This is a genomic window from Polaribacter sp. Asnod1-A03 (assembly GCF_045063585.1).
In the GTDB taxonomy this organism is placed as follows: Bacteria; Bacteroidota; Bacteroidia; order Flavobacteriales; family Flavobacteriaceae; genus Polaribacter.
This window is the reverse complement of record NZ_JBEFOE010000009.1, coordinates 2,854,620-2,870,293: the sequence shown is the minus strand read 5'-3', so window position 1 is coordinate 2,870,293 and position 15,674 is coordinate 2,854,620. Positions and strand designations below refer to the sequence as shown.

Here is a 15,674-nt window from a genome sequence, read left to right as displayed (position 1 = left end):
TATGAATCCTTTAAAAAGTTATAGAGAATTAGATGAGACAACTTAAAATTACCAAGCAGGTTACTAATAGAGAAACTGCATCGTTAGATAAATATTTACAGGAAATAGGAAAAGTAGACTTAATTACTGCAGATGAAGAAGTAGAATTGGCTCAACTTATTAAGGCGGGAGATCAAAGAGCATTAGAGAAATTAACGAAAGCCAATTTAAGATTTGTTGTATCGGTTGCTAAGCAATATCAAAACCAAGGTTTAACATTACCAGATTTAATTAATGAAGGTAATTTAGGCTTAATTAAAGCGGCTAAACGTTTTGATGAAACTAGAGGTTTTAAATTTATATCCTACGCTGTTTGGTGGATTCGTCAATCTATTTTACAAGCTTTAGCAGAACAATCTCGTATTGTACGTTTACCGTTAAACAAAATTGGTTCTATCAATAAAATCAACAAAATGTATGCTTTCTTAGAGCAAGAAAACGAAAGACCTCCAAGTCCGGAAGAAATTGCTAAGAAATTAGATATGACTGTTAATGACGTAAAAGAATCTATGAAAAATTCTGGCCGTCACGTATCTATGGATGCTCCTTTAATTGAAGGTGAAAACTCTAATTTATATGATGTATTAAACTCTGGTGAATCTCCAAATCCAGATAGAGTTTTATTACACGAATCTTTAAGAATAGAAATTAATAGAGCTTTAGAAACGCTTACACCAAGAGAAGCAGATGTAGTAAAATTATACTTTGGTTTAGGTGAACACCAACCAATGACATTAGAAGAAATTGGAGAAACTTTTGATTTAACTCGTGAACGTGTTCGTCAAATTAAAGAAAAAGCAATTAGAAGGTTAAAACATACTTCTAGATCTAAAATCTTAATGACATATTTAGGATAAAATAGTAAATTGTTTTAAATATCAATCTTACTTTAAAATATAAAAACTCTCGAATTTATTTTCGAGAGTTTTTTGTTTGTTGTCTTTATTAATTAAGAGCATCATTTAAACAATACTATTTATAGAAGCTTTTACTAACTTAAAATATTTTATTGCAGTTACAGTAACTTTTATACAGTATTAATAACACTCAAAAGACATAAAAAAGTAAGAAGCCATCAATAACATTGATGGCTTCTTACTTTATAAAAATCTTAATTTATTAAACAAACATTCTTAGTTTATTATCAGTTTGTTTGTATCATAATCTCTGTAATCGTTAGAAATTTTAACAAAATACAATCCAGTTTTTAATCCATCTCTTTGCAACTCAATTCTATTATTACCTATTTCTGTATTCACTTCAAACTTTCTTATTCTAGCTCCTGTTAAAGAATATACTTCAATTTGCGTTGTTGTATTTATCTCTGAATAAAAACTAATTTCTGATGTAGAACTCATTGGATTCGGATATATAATTGATTTATTCTCAGCAATCACTTCATCATCATTTACACTAAGAACACTATCTGTAAACTCTATATCACTTAAATTTAATTCTCTTGATACCGTGTTTACTCCATCCGAAGACAATGTAAAAACAATATTTACAGCATCATCTAAATCAATATCAGTTACGGTAGTAGAAACAAAATGTTCTAAAGGAATTGCAAAATGTGTTTCATTCTCGTTTAAAGTAATTGTTGTTCTAAATTGATTTGCCCACTCACCAATACCTTCTTTTACAATAGTAATTTCTACATCTCCTGTTCCGTTAGCATCAAATTCTAAAACATCGTAGTCTGATAAATCGATTGAAGTAAATCTTGGTGTAAAAGATCTAAAGGCAGAAACATACTCACTTGTTGTAGCTTTTAAAGCAATGTTTCTTTCTACTCTATAACCACTTCCTGTATAAATTTCATCATTTTGTGTTATAGTAAATTCTGTAACAGTTGTTCCTTCTGGAGAATCATCTTTTCCCCAAACTCCATCAGACATAAATAAATCATCTGGTGTTAAATCATATTCATTCTCTATTCTAAACCCTATATCAAAAATATTTCCTGTTTCAATTACTAAATTTTCTATATAGTTACCCGTTAATTCAATAGTTTCATTAAAATATTCTGTTTCCGAAGTTTCTGTTCTTTTAAATCCTGCATCAATTACTGCACTTGTACCTCTTCTAACATTTATTAACTCTAACTCTAATGCTCCATTTTTATATTCTCCTCTCTTAACAAATAAAGGTGGTGGTGTAGAAGTTGAGTATTCTGAAATTGGTTTTTGTATATCAAATAATGTTAATGCTTCTTGTCCTAAAGCTAATAAATCATCTACACTGCTAGCCCAAATTTGAAAATTATAATAAGTAGCTCCTGCCTCATATTTATCAATATTCCAATGACTATCTATTACAAAATTTTCTTCATCATTAATTAACCTTCCAGAAAAACTTAAAACAAACTCTTTTGACCCATTACTATTTTCTATTATTGATTTGATAAAATGTACTCCTTCACCTTCTCCTTCTTCCTCATCATCTTGCCATAATTCTATCGTAGAAACAGACAATAATTTAGCTCCTAATAGTCTATCACAAATAAACTTTGTGTGTTCATAAACTCCGTTTTCTGTTTTTGTAGCTAATATTACAGCAACAGTTTCTGAGTCTTTAATATAATCTACTGAATATAATTCTGTAGCATTTGTAATATCGATTAAATCTAATGGTGAAGATTCTATGGTTTCTGTTTCAGAAATCACACCTAATGGAATTAGGTCTTTTAAATCAAAACTTGAAGTTTTAGCTGATGTTTTCTTATAATCTTTAGTTTTAATAACTTTTTTAGCAGTTTGTTTATCAAACTTATAGTTTTCTTTAATTCTTAAATAATTTCTTTGATTAATTTTTTGAGAAAGACGGTCGTTACTTTCTAATCCTCCATCACTACCACTAGATACTTCTGGAGTAATAACAGGACATGATGCAACACCAGAACAAGCAGGATCATCACAATCTACTAATCCATCTCCATCATCATCTATACCATTTACACAATCTTCTTGTGGTACAGGTGCAGTAGGACATCTTGCTCCATCATTAGAACTACTAGACGGACCAAAAGCAAAAAGATTAGAATCCATTGTACTTGTAGACGTTAGGTCTTGTACATTTTGTATTACATAGACTGTTCCTGTTTGGTTTGCAGATACATAAAAACGTCCAGAAGAATCAAAATAAACAGCTCCGTAATGATAATTTAAACCAGCTAAAATTGGTACAACTCCTAAATCTGTTATCTCACTTGTTTCAGAATCAATTCTATATAATTTATTTGTACTGTACTCTACTGTATATAAATGACCATCTAAAGCGTTAAACGCCCAATCATGAATCTTAAGTCTTGTTGATAAAGTTTCTTCACTTAAAACTTCTTTATAAGTATCTGAATCTGGGTTTAAGTCAATTTTATAAAACGTGGTAGTACTACCCGCAATTGCATAATAAATACCATTAAGGTTTACATCTCCTACATATCTATTTGTTGTAGACAATGCATCAATATAAAAAGTTTCTACCTGAAAATCTTTACCTATTCTAACGATACCTTTAGTATCTCTTAGAGATCCCCAAATATAACCGTCTACAGAATTGTAACCAACAGCATTTATATTATCTGCTGTAATATTTTCTGCTACTAAATAAGAGCTTCCAGAAGCTAGATCTAATGCATAAACATCGTTTCTTTGAAATAAATATGCATTGTAATCACAATCAAATGGCTCATCCTGAGCATAGATTGATAAACTTAAAATTAAACATAAAACTAAGAATAATTTTGTTTTGAGGGGATGTAATTTTGTTACCATTTTTTCTATTTTTTAGTAAAGATAATTTCTTAACTTCTCTAAAGATAACAAAATAAGACAACTAACACAAAAGTATAGATGAAATGTAATCTTAAAATGATAAATATTTAACAAAAAACTCTCTCTTTAAAAAGAGAGAGCTTTTTTATGATATTAATAAGTGTGTTAACCTCTAATCTACATTATCATGTAAAAATGAATTATTAGATTTTAAGTTTATGTCATCAGTATCTTTTTGCATAGATGTTTTACTATTACTAATAGGTGAATTGGTATTTAAATCTACACCTAATCTTTTATATGCAGGTTGACGCTCAATTTCATCTATATTTTTGCTCATCTGATCATTGAACTTATAGTTGAAACCTTTCATCTTTCTACGTCTCTCTTCTGCTCTTCTTTGCAACTCATTAATTGTTAAATCTAATGGAGAAACTTCTTCACTACTTATGTCAACGTCATTATATGATTCAACAGTTTTTGTTTTTAATTCAAATTTAATCTCATCTTGCTCTTCTTTATCATCAATAATAACAGAACTCTTACCAATGGTAGGTTTTGCATCAAACTCCTCTAAAACATAACGCTTTTCTACAGATTTTTTTTCGAACGTAATTTCTTCCACTCCAGAAACCTCTATCTCATTTACATTTATTTTAGGTGTTTCTTGTACAGATTTTACTTGTCTCTTAGAAGTTAATGGTAAATCAAAAAATAATTGTTCTTGTACTTCTTTTGGTTCTTCTTCAATTATTTCTTCTATTACAGGTGTTACATCTTTAATAATAAAATCATCTTCAGACACAACATCTAAAGTAATTTCTTCTGTTACAACTGATGTATTTGTAACCTCATCATTTGTTCTTTGTGATAAATTTGTTTTAGGCTTGACTTCTTCTTCCTCTAAAACATGTACAACTTTTTGTGTTACTTCTTTAGTAATAGGTTCATTTATAACTGGCGCATTTGTTATAGTTTTCTCCCCAAAATCATAAGTAGCTTTTTGTTCATCTTCTAAAGTATGTACAATTTTCTTTACTTCTGTATTTGTTATAGTACTTTGCTGATCTGCAGCAAAACCTGTTGCTACAATGGTTACAGCGATTGCTTCACCAATACTTTCGTCCTCACCAATACCCATAATAATATTAGCATCGTAACCTGCTTCATCTTGAATATAATCATTAATTTCTCCGATTTCATCAAGTGTAACCTCATTAGTACCAGATACAATTAATAATAATACATTTTTAGCTCCTGTAATTTTATTGTCATTTAATAACGGAGAATCTAATGCTTTTACAATAGCAGTTTTTGCTCTAGAAGTACCTTCTTCCTTAGCTGATCCCATAATTGCAGTTCCACTATTAGAAAGTACTGTTTTTGCATCATGTAGGTCAATATTTTGCTTATAGTGATGAGTTATAACTTCTGCAATTCCACGAGAAGCAGTCGATAAAACTTCATCTGCTTTAGAAAAACCTGCTTTAAAACCAAGGTTTCCATAAACCTCTCTAAGTTTGTTATTATTTATTACGATTAAAGAATCTACATTTTGGCGCAGTTGATCGATTCCTATTTGAGCTTGAGTAGTACGTCTTCTTCCTTCGAACTGAAAAGGCATTGTAACAATACCCACAGTAAGAATCTCCATATCTTTTGCAATTTTAGCAATTATTGGTGCTGCTCCTGTACCAGTTCCACCTCCCATACCAGCAGTTATAAATACCATTTTTGTTTGGGTATTTAACATCTGCTGAATCTCTTGCATACTTTCTTTGGCTGCCTTTGCTCCAATCTCTGGATTTGCACCTGCTCCTAAACCTGATGTTAAATTAACACCTAATTGAATTTTGTTGGGAATAGGACTATTTTCTAAAGCTTGAGCATCTGTATTACAAATTACAAAATCTACTCCTTTAATCTGTTGTGTAAACATGTGGTTTACTGCATTGCTACCTCCACCACCAACACCTATTACTTTAATAGTATTAGATTGTGTTTTAGGCATGTCAAATGAAATGTTATCAAATTCTGCGCTCATAATAACGTATCTATTGTTTAATGTTTCTATAATTTATTTTTTACTTTTTCTTTTACTCTGCATTATCTAAAAAGTCTTTTAAGGACTCTGTAAATTTTTCTAAAAAAGACTTTCTCTTTTTTGTTTTTAGTTTTGGCTTTTCTACTTTAATAGGTTCTTGTTCAACTTCAGGCACTTTTACTTCTTCCTCTACCACATCTTCTACAACAATTTCTTCCTCTTCAACAAGCTCTACTTCTTTGTCATTTTTTTCTAAACCTTCCATTAACAAACCTACAGCGGTTGCATAAGCAGGACTAGACAAAGCTTCATCAGAATCTCCTGCTAAATGTTCATTCGGATAACCAATTCTTGCATCCATACCTGTAATATATTCTACCAATTGGCGTAAATGCTTTAATTGTGCTCCTCCACCAGTTAATACAATACCCGCAATTAGTTTTCCTTTTGCCGTTTCATGCCCGTAATTTTTTATTTCTAAATAAACATGTTCAATAATTTCTTGTACTCTTGCATGTATAATTTTTGATAAATTTTTAAGCGTAATCTCTTTTGGTTCCCTTCCTCTTAAACCTGGTATAGAAACAATTTCTGTTTCTTTATTTTCTCCTGGCCATGCAGAACCAAATTTTATTTTTAATAATTCGGCTTGTTTTTCTATAATTGAACAACCTTCTTTAATATCATCTGTAATTACATTTCCTCCGAAAGGAATTACAGCTGTATGTCTAATAATTCCATCTTTAAAAATGGCTAAATCCGTTGTACCACCACCTATATCAATTAAAGCAACTCCTGCTTCTTTTTCTTCTTGACTTAAAACTGCTGATGCTGATGCAAGTGGCTCTAATGTAATTTCACTTAACCCTAAACCTGCACTTTTTACACAACGTCCAATATTTCTTATTGATGAAACTTGCCCAACAACTACATGAAAATTAGCCTCTAAACGACCACCATACATACCTATTGGTTCTTTAATATCGGCCTGAGAATCTACTTTATATTCTTGTGGTAAAACATGAATAATTTCTTCTCCTGGTAACATCACCAATTTATGAACCTGATTTACAAGATCTTCAATATCAGAATCATCAATTACTTCATCTGCATGATTTCTTGTTATATAATCACTATGATGTAAACTTCTAATATGTTGCCCCGCAATACCAACAACTACTTCATCAATTTTTAAACCAGAAACACTTTCTGCCTCATCAACTGCCTGTTGTATAGATTGAATGGTTTGTGTAATGTTACTAACAACACCTCGTTTAACTCCTAAGCTTTTTGCTTTACCTATACCAACAACCTCAATTTTATCGTATTCATTTTTACGACCAATCATGGCAACAATTTTGGTTGTACCAATATCTAAACCAACTGCTATTTTATTGTTCTCCATTTTTGATTTATTTTGTACACACAACTTGGTTGTGATATTTTACATTAATTCTCTTATAATCTTTAATCGTTTTATCTTCAAATACTGTGTTATAAAACGCTTTCAACTTTTTTATTTTAACATCTGTTTCTGTTAACTTACCAAAATCAATTTTATAATCTCCGCTTCTTACAGAAAACTGATATTCTCCGTTGTTTTTTCTTTCGATACCAACAACTTCTTCTTTTAAAAATTTATCTTTAGAAACTGTAGATAATAAGGGTAATATTTCATTAGTTTCTATTTCATTTTTAACACCACCCACCAACATAACTCTTGCAGAAAAATTATCTGATAAAGGAAAACTTACGCCATCTTTGTCAATATAATAAGAATCATTATTATTAATAATTCTAGCTATTGGAGTACGTTGTTTTATGGTAGATTTTAAGACTCCGTTAATGGTTAAAAAGACAGCTGCATTTTTAACAAACGGATTCTTTGAGACTTTCTTCTCTAAATCATGTAAATTTATGATAGATTTGGCTTGATTTTTAACTGTTGAATCATTTTGTATCAACAATTTATTAACCATATCATGAGTTAAAAAATTATTATCTCCTTCTTTAAATTCTACTACAATTTCTTTTACTTTTTTATTATAATTTCTTCTTGAAGAAAAACTATATAAAAAGCTTAAACTCCCTATCAATAAAAGGAATAATATATATTTTGAAACCTTTTTAAACTTCATATATTACAGTTTTTAAAAGTTCTTCTGTTACTTCATTAATCATTACTCCAATATCTCCTGCACCCAACATTACTACAACGTTTGCAGATGATTTTTTAATATCTTTTACTAAATTATTTTTTTTTGTTATTTTTTTCTTCTTATTATCGATTTTACTCAACAACCATTCTGAATGTACTCCTGTAATTGGTTGCTCTCTTGCTGGGTAAATATCCAACAACAATACCTCTTCAAACTTGGATAACGAATCTGCAAAACTATCAATAAAATCTCTAGTTCTACTATATAAATGAGGTTGAAATACAACTAATATTTCTTTATCAGGATACATTTCTCTAACAGAAGCTTCTACAGCATTAATTTCTGTTGGATGATGTGCATAATCATCAATTAAAACAAAATTTTCTGTCCTAATTTTGTACGAAAATCTGCGTTTTACGCCTTTAAAAGTTGCTAAACTTTCTTTAATTTTTTCTAATGATATCCCATAAATATCTGCGAGTGCTAAAGCAGCCATCGCGTTCATTACATTATGACGACCTGGTAAAAGGAATTCAATATTTTTAATTTCTGATGAAGGTGTTTTTACATCAAAAGTGTATTTTCCATTTTCAATTTTTAAATTGTATGCTTTATAATCTGCATCTTCTTCAATCGCGTATGTTAACCCTTTTAAAAACAAACCTTTTGCAACAACTAACGTATTAGAAACTTTGTTCGAGAAATCTAAAAACGATTCATTTAAAGCATCTGCATTTCCATAAATATCTAAATGATCTGCATCCATAGAAGTTACACAAGCAATATTAGGGCTCAATTTTAAGAAAGACCTATCAAACTCATCAGCTTCTACCACACTTACTTTATCTTCTCCTAAAATTAAATTTGAATTGTAATTTTCTGCAATTCCACCTAAAAAAGAAGTTGCATTCACTTCTGCCATAATATGGCCTAAAATAGCAGATGTTGTTGTTTTACCATGTGTACCTGCAACTGCTAAGCAAAAAGTATTTTCTGTTATTTTACCTAAAATTTCCGACCTTTTTAAAACCGTAAAATTATTATCTAAAAAATAATTTAATTCTGTATTATCTTTTGGAATTGCTGGTGTATAAACCACCAATGTATTTTCTTTTTCTAAAAAAGAAATTGGTACATTTTTTAAAGCATCTTCAAAATGAATTTGAGCACCCAGCCCCTCTAAACCTTGAGTAATCTGAGTTGAAGTTTTATCATAACCAGCCACATTTTTTCCATTAGAAACAAAGTAACGAGCAATTGCACTCATTCCTATGCCTCCAATTCCGACAAAATAGACGTTATGTATCTTCTTTAAATTCACTTTTTTAATAATTTTTCTACTTCATTAACAATATCTGTTGTTGCTCCTGGCAATGCTAATTCGTTAATATTTTCTGATAATTGCTCTTGTTTACCAGTATCTTTTAATAATGTTTCAAAAACTATAGAAAATGTTTCTAACTCTGTTTCTCTTAATAAAATTGCACCATGTTTATTGGCAATTGATTTTGCATTTTTTGTCTGATGATCTTCTGCTACATTAGGAGAAGGGATAAAAATTACTGGTTTACCTACAATACATAATTCTGATACAGAACTTGCCCCAGCTCTAGAAATAATAATATCTGCAGCTGCATAAGCCAAATCCATTCTATTTAAAAACTGATGTACTTGTACATTTTCTAACTCATTATATTTTTTATATTCTTCAAAATAGAATTTACCACATTGCCAAATAATTTCTACTTCTTGATCTTTAAAGAACTCTAAATTATTTTTTACTAATTGATTTATTTTTCTAGCTCCTAAACTTCCGCCTAAAACTAAAATCGTTTTTCTTTTTTTATCAAGTTTAAAAAACTCTTTTCCTTCATCTACTTTAGAGTGTATTGATAATATATCTTGACGAACAGGGTTACCTGTTTTAACAATTTTATCAACCGGAAAAAAACGCTCTAAATTGTCATAAGCAACACAGATTTTGTGTGCTTTTTTAGCCAACAATTTATTTGTAATTCCTGGAAAAGAATTCTGTTCTTGTATTAATGTCGGAATTCCTTTTCTATTCGCCATTATTAAAGTTGGCCCACTTGCAAAACCACCTGTACCAATTGCTACATCTGGCTTAAATTTTTTTATAATTTTAGAAGCATTCGATAAACTATTTATAAATTTAAAAGGAAATGATAAATTATCAACGGTTAATTTCCTTTGAATTCCAGAGATCCACAAACCTTTAATTTCATATCCCGCCTGCGGAACTTTTTCCATTTCCATCTTATCTTTTGCTCCAACAAACAAAAAATTAGCATCTGGATAACGTACTTTAATCTCGTTAGCAATTGCTATTGCAGGATAAATATGCCCACCAGTTCCTCCTCCAGAAATTAGTATGTTAATCGACTGTTTCATGAAGTATGTTTAAAGGGTTATCATCTAAAATATCTTCTTCAGTCTCTTCTCTAGAGGCACTTACACTTAAGATCATTCCTAAAGCAAAACAAGTCATCCAAATAGAAGTACCACCACTACTAATTAAAGGTAAAGTTTGCCCCGTTACCGGAAATAAATTTGTAGCAACTGCCATATTTATCGTTGCTTGAAAAACAATAGGCACACCTACTCCTAACACTAGTAGCATACCAAAAATTGTAGTTGTTTTTCTAATAACCACAAAAATTCTAAACAACAATAAAAAATAAATGGATACAATTACTGCTGCACCAACCAAACCATACTCTTCTACAATAATTGCATAAATAAAATCTGATGTTGATTGTGGTAAAAAGTTTTTTTGCACACTTTTACCTGGCCCAAGACCTAATGTTCCTCCTTTTGCAATTGCTATTTTTGCTTTTTCAACTTGATAAGAATCTTCTCCACCATCTTCAAAAAAACTATCTATTCTACTCTCCCAAGTTTGCACCCTATTTGGCATTGCATCCGGAAAAGCTTTTGCTACTAATATAAAAATTGCAAGCACTAAAACACCTGCTCCTAAAATAATACCGATTTGTTTTAAAGGATATCCACCAATGAAAGCGACTATCAGAATCATCATAAAAATGATTGCTGTCGTAGAAAAGTTTGCAGGTAAAATCAAAATTAAAACAACTGTTACAGGCAACCATAATTGCAATAAACTTTCTTTAAATTTTATTTTATTTTCCTTATTTTTAGCCAAATACCTAGCCACATAAACCATTAGCACCAAACCTGCCAATGTAGATGTTTGAAAACCTAAACCACCTATTCTAATCCATCTACTTGCGTTTGCTCCTCCAATAGTTGTCCCTTGAGCTAAAGTAAAAATCAACAATACAATAATAACCGGCAACATCAATACAGAACCTCCAGAAAAATACCTGTAAGGTATTTTATGTACCCCATAAATAATAGCAAACCCCATAATTAAATGGAAAATATGTTTTGCTAAATAACCCAATGTAGAACCAGAACCCACAACATATACCAAGTTGGTACTTGCACTATAAACAGGCATAAATGAGAATATTGACAAAATAGCAAATATTGCCCAAATTGTCTTATCTCCTTTTATATGTTGAAAAATGGTTTTCATTAATTTATAATTACGCTAATTTTAATTATTCCGTTACTCTAAAAACATTATAGGCTTCTTACTGCATTTTTAAACTGACGCCCTCTATCTTCGTAGCTTTCAAACAAATCGAAACTTGCACAAGCAGGCGATAATAAAACAGCCTCTCCTTTTTCTGCTAATTTTTGAGATACTTTTACAGCTTCTTCTGCACCAGCAGTTTCTACTATAATATCTACAACATTTTCAAAAACATTTTTAATTTTATCATTATCAATACCTAAACAAACAATTGCCTTTACCTTTTCTCTTACTAATGGTAATAAATCGTTATAATCATTCCCTTTATCTACACCTCCTACAATCCAAATTGTGGTTTTATCCATACATTCTAAGGCATAAAAAGTTGCATTTACGTTAGTTGCTTTAGAATCATTAATATATTCTACTTCTCTAATTTTTGCTACATTTTCTAATCTATGCTCTACGCCTTCAAAGTCTTCTAGACTTTCTTTAATTGTTTGCCTTCTTACTTTTAATAGTTGAGAGGCCATTGTCGCAGCCATAGCGTTTTTAGTATTATGTTTTCCTTTTAATGATAAAGCTGATATTGGCATTTTAATGTTGTCGTTATTTATATTAATTATAATATTATTGTTTTCTAAAAATGCTCCGTTTTCTAATTTTCTTTCAACAGAAAACGGAACTATTTTTGCTTTTGTTTTATTATTTTTCAACCAATTATTAATTGCATCATCATCTGCATCAACAATTAAAAAATCGGTTTCTCTTTGATTCTTTGTTATTCTAAATTTTGACTCTATATATTTATTAAAATCATACTCATATCGATCTAAATGATCTGGTGTAATATTGGTTATTATTGCAATATGTGGTCCAAATTTTTCAATTCCATCTAACTGAAAACTACTTAATTCTAACACATAATTATCATATTGTTTTTCTGCAACCTGTTTTGCAAAACTGTCACCAATATTTCCTGCTATTCCAACATTTAAACCTCCACTTTTTAAAATGTGATGAGTTAATAATGTTGTTGTTGTTTTTCCGTTTGAACCTGTAATACCAACAACAGTTGCTTTTGTATATTCTTGCGCAAATTCAATTTCTGAAACCACAGGAATTCCCTTTTCTTTTAGCTCTTTAATTAAAGCTACTTTATCTGGAATTCCAGGACTTTTCATCACAACATCAGCATTAAAAATTTTGCTTTCTGTATGATTCTTTTCCTCAAAATTTATTTCATTATTTAAAAGAACTTCTTTATATTTTTTTGATATTTCTCCTTTATCAGAAACAAATACATCGTAACCTTTCTGCTTTCCTAAAATTGCAGTTCCTACTCCACTTTCTCCTCCACCAAGAATTACTAATCGTTTCATTTATCTTAACTTCAAAGTAACAATTGTAAATACTGCTAATAGAATTCCAATAATCCAAAAACGGACTACAATCTTACTTTCGTGATAATCTAATTTTTGATAATGATGATGTAACGGAGACATTTTAAAAATCCTTCTTCCCGCACCAAACTTCTTCTTTGTATATTTAAACCAAGAAACTTGCATTATTACCGATAGGTTTTCCACCACAAATACTCCTGCTAAAATTGGCAATAACAATTCTTTTCTTATTGCAATTGCAATGACTGCTATAATCCCTCCAATTGTTAGACTACCTGTATCTCCCATAAAAACCTGAGCAGGAAAAGTATTGTACCAAAGAAAACCTATTAATGCACCAGCAAATGCCAGAATAAAAACAGTCATTTCTCCTGAATTTGGGATATACATTACATCTAAATAATCTGCGAAAATGATGTTACCAGAAACCCATGCAAATATTGCTAGTGTTACTACCATAATTGCGGAGGTACCTGCTGCTAAACCATCAATACCATCTGTTAAATTTGCTCCGTTTGAAATCCCTGTTACAATAAAAACAGTAACAAGAATAAAAACAATCCAACCATATTTTTCATATCCTTCTCCTAAAAAACTTAATGCTTTAGAATATTCTAATTCGTTATTCTTAAAAAAAGGGATTGTTGTTTTTGTTGATTTATGAGCATCACCAAAAACTATTTTTCGCCCATTATCATTAACAATTTGTTGTTCTTTAGGCAACTGATCTTTCATAGTAACTCCATCATTAAAATATAACATAGAACCAACTATGATACCTAAACCAACCTGACCTAAAACTTTAAACTTCCCTTTTAAGCCTTCTTTATCCTTCTTAAATACTTTTATATAATCATCTACAAAACCGATAAGTCCCATCCAAACAGTAGTTATCAAAAGAATAACAATATAAATATTGTCTAATTTTGCTAATAAAATAACTGGTATTAGCGTTGATAATATGATAATAATCCCACCCATTGTTGGTGTACCAGATTTTTGCTTTTGTCCATCTAAACCTAAATCTCTAACAGTTTCCCCAACTTGTTGTTTTCTTAAAAAATCGATGATTCTTTTCCCATAAATTGTCGATATCAATAAAGACAAAATAAAAGCAGCTCCAGCTCTAAACGTAATAAACTGAAACAATCCTGCTCCTGGAAAATGAGATTGACTTTCTATATATTCAATTAAATAGTATAACATTATTAACTTCTTTTTAATTGATTAAAACAATTGTTTACTTCTTCCATATCATCAAAATGAGTTCTTACTCCGTTTATTTCTTGATAGTTTTCATGACCTTTTCCTGCAATTAAAATGATATCTCCAGCCTCGGAAAACTTACATGCTGTTTTTATTGCTTGTCTCCTATCTAAAATTGATAGTGTTTTTTTATAATTTTCTGCTGCAACACCAACCTCCATTTCATCAATAATTGTTTGCGAATCTTCTGTTCTTGGATTGTCTGACGTAAAAATGGCTTGATTACTTAAATGAGAAGCAATACGTGCCATTTTAGGTCTTTTTGTTTTATCTCTATCTCCACCACAACCAACAACCGAAATTAATTTTTCGTTACCTGTTCTAATATCATTAATAGTTTCTAATACATTTTTTAAAGCATCTGGTGTATGCGCATAATCTACAATTGCAGTAATTCCGTCTTCTGATATTGTATATTGAAAACGACCGCTAACACTTTCTAACTCACTAATAATTGTTAAAACTTCTAGTTTTTCTAATCCCAATAACTCAGCAGTTGCTATAATTGCTGTTAGATTATAAATATTAAAAACACCAATTAATTTGGTCCAAACTTCAGTTGAATCAATATTTATTAAAGTACCAGAAAGTTGTTTTTCTAAAATTTTTGCTTTAAAATCTGCTAATGTTTTTAAAGCATAAGTTTTCTTTTTTGCTTTTGTATTTTGCAACATAAAAGCGCCATTTTTATCATCAATATTTGTTAACGCAAAAGCTGATTTTGGTAACCCATCAAAAAATGATTTTTTAATATTTCTATATTCTGCAAATGTTTTATGATAATCTAAATGGTCGTGAGAAAGATTGGTAAAAATTCCTCCAGCAAAAGTTAACCCTTCAGTTCTTTTTTGATGAATTCCATGAGAACTTACTTCCATAAAACAATAATCTACACCGGCATCAATCATTCTATCCAAATAACTATTTATAGTTACAGAATCTGGAGTTGTGTGTGTTGCTTTAAATTCAGTTTCATCTACCAAGATTTTAACTGTTGATAAAAGCCCTACTTTATAACCTGCTTTTTTAAATAATTGATATAATAAAGATGCTATTGTTGTTTTTCCGTTTGTACCTGTTACACCAATTAATGGTAATTTATTTGATGGATTATCATAAAAATTAGAAGCCATTATTGCCAAAGCAACATTTGCATCACTAACTTCTATATAAGTAACTCCTTCTTTCTTATTAACCGGAAAAACTTCACAGACAATTACTATTGCTCCAAGATTTATTGCCTTATTAATATATAAATGACCATCAACCGTAACTCCTTTTTGAGCAACAAAAACGTCATTATTTTCAATTTTCCTAGAATCAAAAACAATCGCATTTACATCAATATTTGTATCACCAAATACTTGATTAATTGAAACCTTATATAATATGTCTTTTAAATTTTTCAAT

At 30.0% G+C, this 15,674-nt stretch carries 11 protein-coding genes; 1 reads left to right on the top strand and 10 read right to left on the bottom strand.

Going from position 1 to position 15,674, the window contains the following annotated elements; translation table 11 throughout:
* Positions 1 to 32 precede the first annotated feature (32 nt).
* Positions 33 to 896, top strand: coding sequence for an RNA polymerase sigma factor RpoD/SigA (locus ACJJVY_RS12910; RefSeq protein ID WP_237588515.1), 864 nt, complete (start codon positions 33 to 35; stop codon positions 894 to 896).
* A 276-nt stretch (positions 897 to 1,172) separates the two neighbouring features.
* Here ACJJVY_RS12910 and ACJJVY_RS12905 read toward each other — a convergent pair whose 3' ends face one another.
* From ACJJVY_RS12905 to ACJJVY_RS12860, 10 genes are all read right to left on the bottom strand, one after another.
* Complete coding sequence (locus tag ACJJVY_RS12905; RefSeq protein WP_405609368.1) at positions 1,173 to 3,812, bottom strand: DUF6923 family protein; 2,640 nt, start codon at positions 3,810 to 3,812, stop codon at positions 1,173 to 1,175.
* A gap of 172 nt (positions 3,813 to 3,984) precedes the next feature.
* On the bottom strand, positions 3,985 to 5,856 hold the full coding sequence (gene ftsZ / locus ACJJVY_RS12900; RefSeq protein ID WP_405609365.1) for a cell division protein FtsZ: 1,872 nt from the start codon (positions 5,854 to 5,856) through the stop codon (positions 3,985 to 3,987).
* A 52-nt stretch (positions 5,857 to 5,908) separates the two neighbouring features.
* Entirely contained in the window at positions 5,909 to 7,261 is a 1,353-nt protein-coding gene (gene ftsA, locus ACJJVY_RS12895) for a cell division protein FtsA (protein ID WP_405609362.1), read from the bottom strand.
* A gap of 7 nt (positions 7,262 to 7,268) precedes the next feature.
* The gene (locus tag ACJJVY_RS12890) at positions 7,269 to 7,994 is read right to left on the bottom strand and encodes a cell division protein FtsQ/DivIB (protein ID WP_405609359.1); all 726 of its coding nucleotides are present in this window, start codon (positions 7,992 to 7,994) and stop codon (positions 7,269 to 7,271) included.
* On the bottom strand, positions 7,984 to 9,336 hold the full coding sequence (gene murC, locus ACJJVY_RS12885) for a UDP-N-acetylmuramate--L-alanine ligase (protein WP_405609356.1): 1,353 nt from the start codon (positions 9,334 to 9,336) through the stop codon (positions 7,984 to 7,986). The genes ACJJVY_RS12890 and murC overlap by 11 nt, the downstream gene beginning before the upstream one ends.
* Positions 9,333 to 10,427, bottom strand: a complete 1,095-nt coding sequence (murG, locus tag ACJJVY_RS12880) for an undecaprenyldiphospho-muramoylpentapeptide beta-N-acetylglucosaminyltransferase (protein WP_405609353.1) — start codon at positions 10,425 to 10,427, stop codon at positions 9,333 to 9,335. The genes murC and murG overlap by 4 nt, the downstream gene beginning before the upstream one ends.
* The gene (locus ACJJVY_RS12875; RefSeq protein WP_405609350.1) at positions 10,411 to 11,595 is read right to left on the bottom strand and encodes an FtsW/RodA/SpoVE family cell cycle protein; all 1,185 of its coding nucleotides are present in this window, start codon (positions 11,593 to 11,595) and stop codon (positions 10,411 to 10,413) included. Before ACJJVY_RS12875 ends, murG begins: the two co-directional genes overlap by 17 nt.
* Before the next feature lie 47 nt (positions 11,596 to 11,642).
* Positions 11,643 to 12,977 (bottom strand): UDP-N-acetylmuramoyl-L-alanine--D-glutamate ligase, encoded by a 1,335-nt coding sequence (gene murD, locus ACJJVY_RS12870; protein ID WP_405609347.1) that lies wholly within the window; start codon positions 12,975 to 12,977, stop codon positions 11,643 to 11,645.
* Positions 12,978 to 14,204, bottom strand: a complete 1,227-nt coding sequence (mraY, locus tag ACJJVY_RS12865) for a phospho-N-acetylmuramoyl-pentapeptide-transferase (protein WP_405609344.1) — start codon at positions 14,202 to 14,204, stop codon at positions 12,978 to 12,980.
* Positions 14,205 to 14,206: 2 nt separating this feature from the next.
* Positions 14,207 to 15,673, bottom strand: a complete 1,467-nt coding sequence (locus tag ACJJVY_RS12860) for a UDP-N-acetylmuramoyl-L-alanyl-D-glutamate--2,6-diaminopimelate ligase (RefSeq protein ID WP_405609341.1) — start codon at positions 15,671 to 15,673, stop codon at positions 14,207 to 14,209.
* Between the last annotated feature and the right edge of the window lies 1 nt (position 15,674).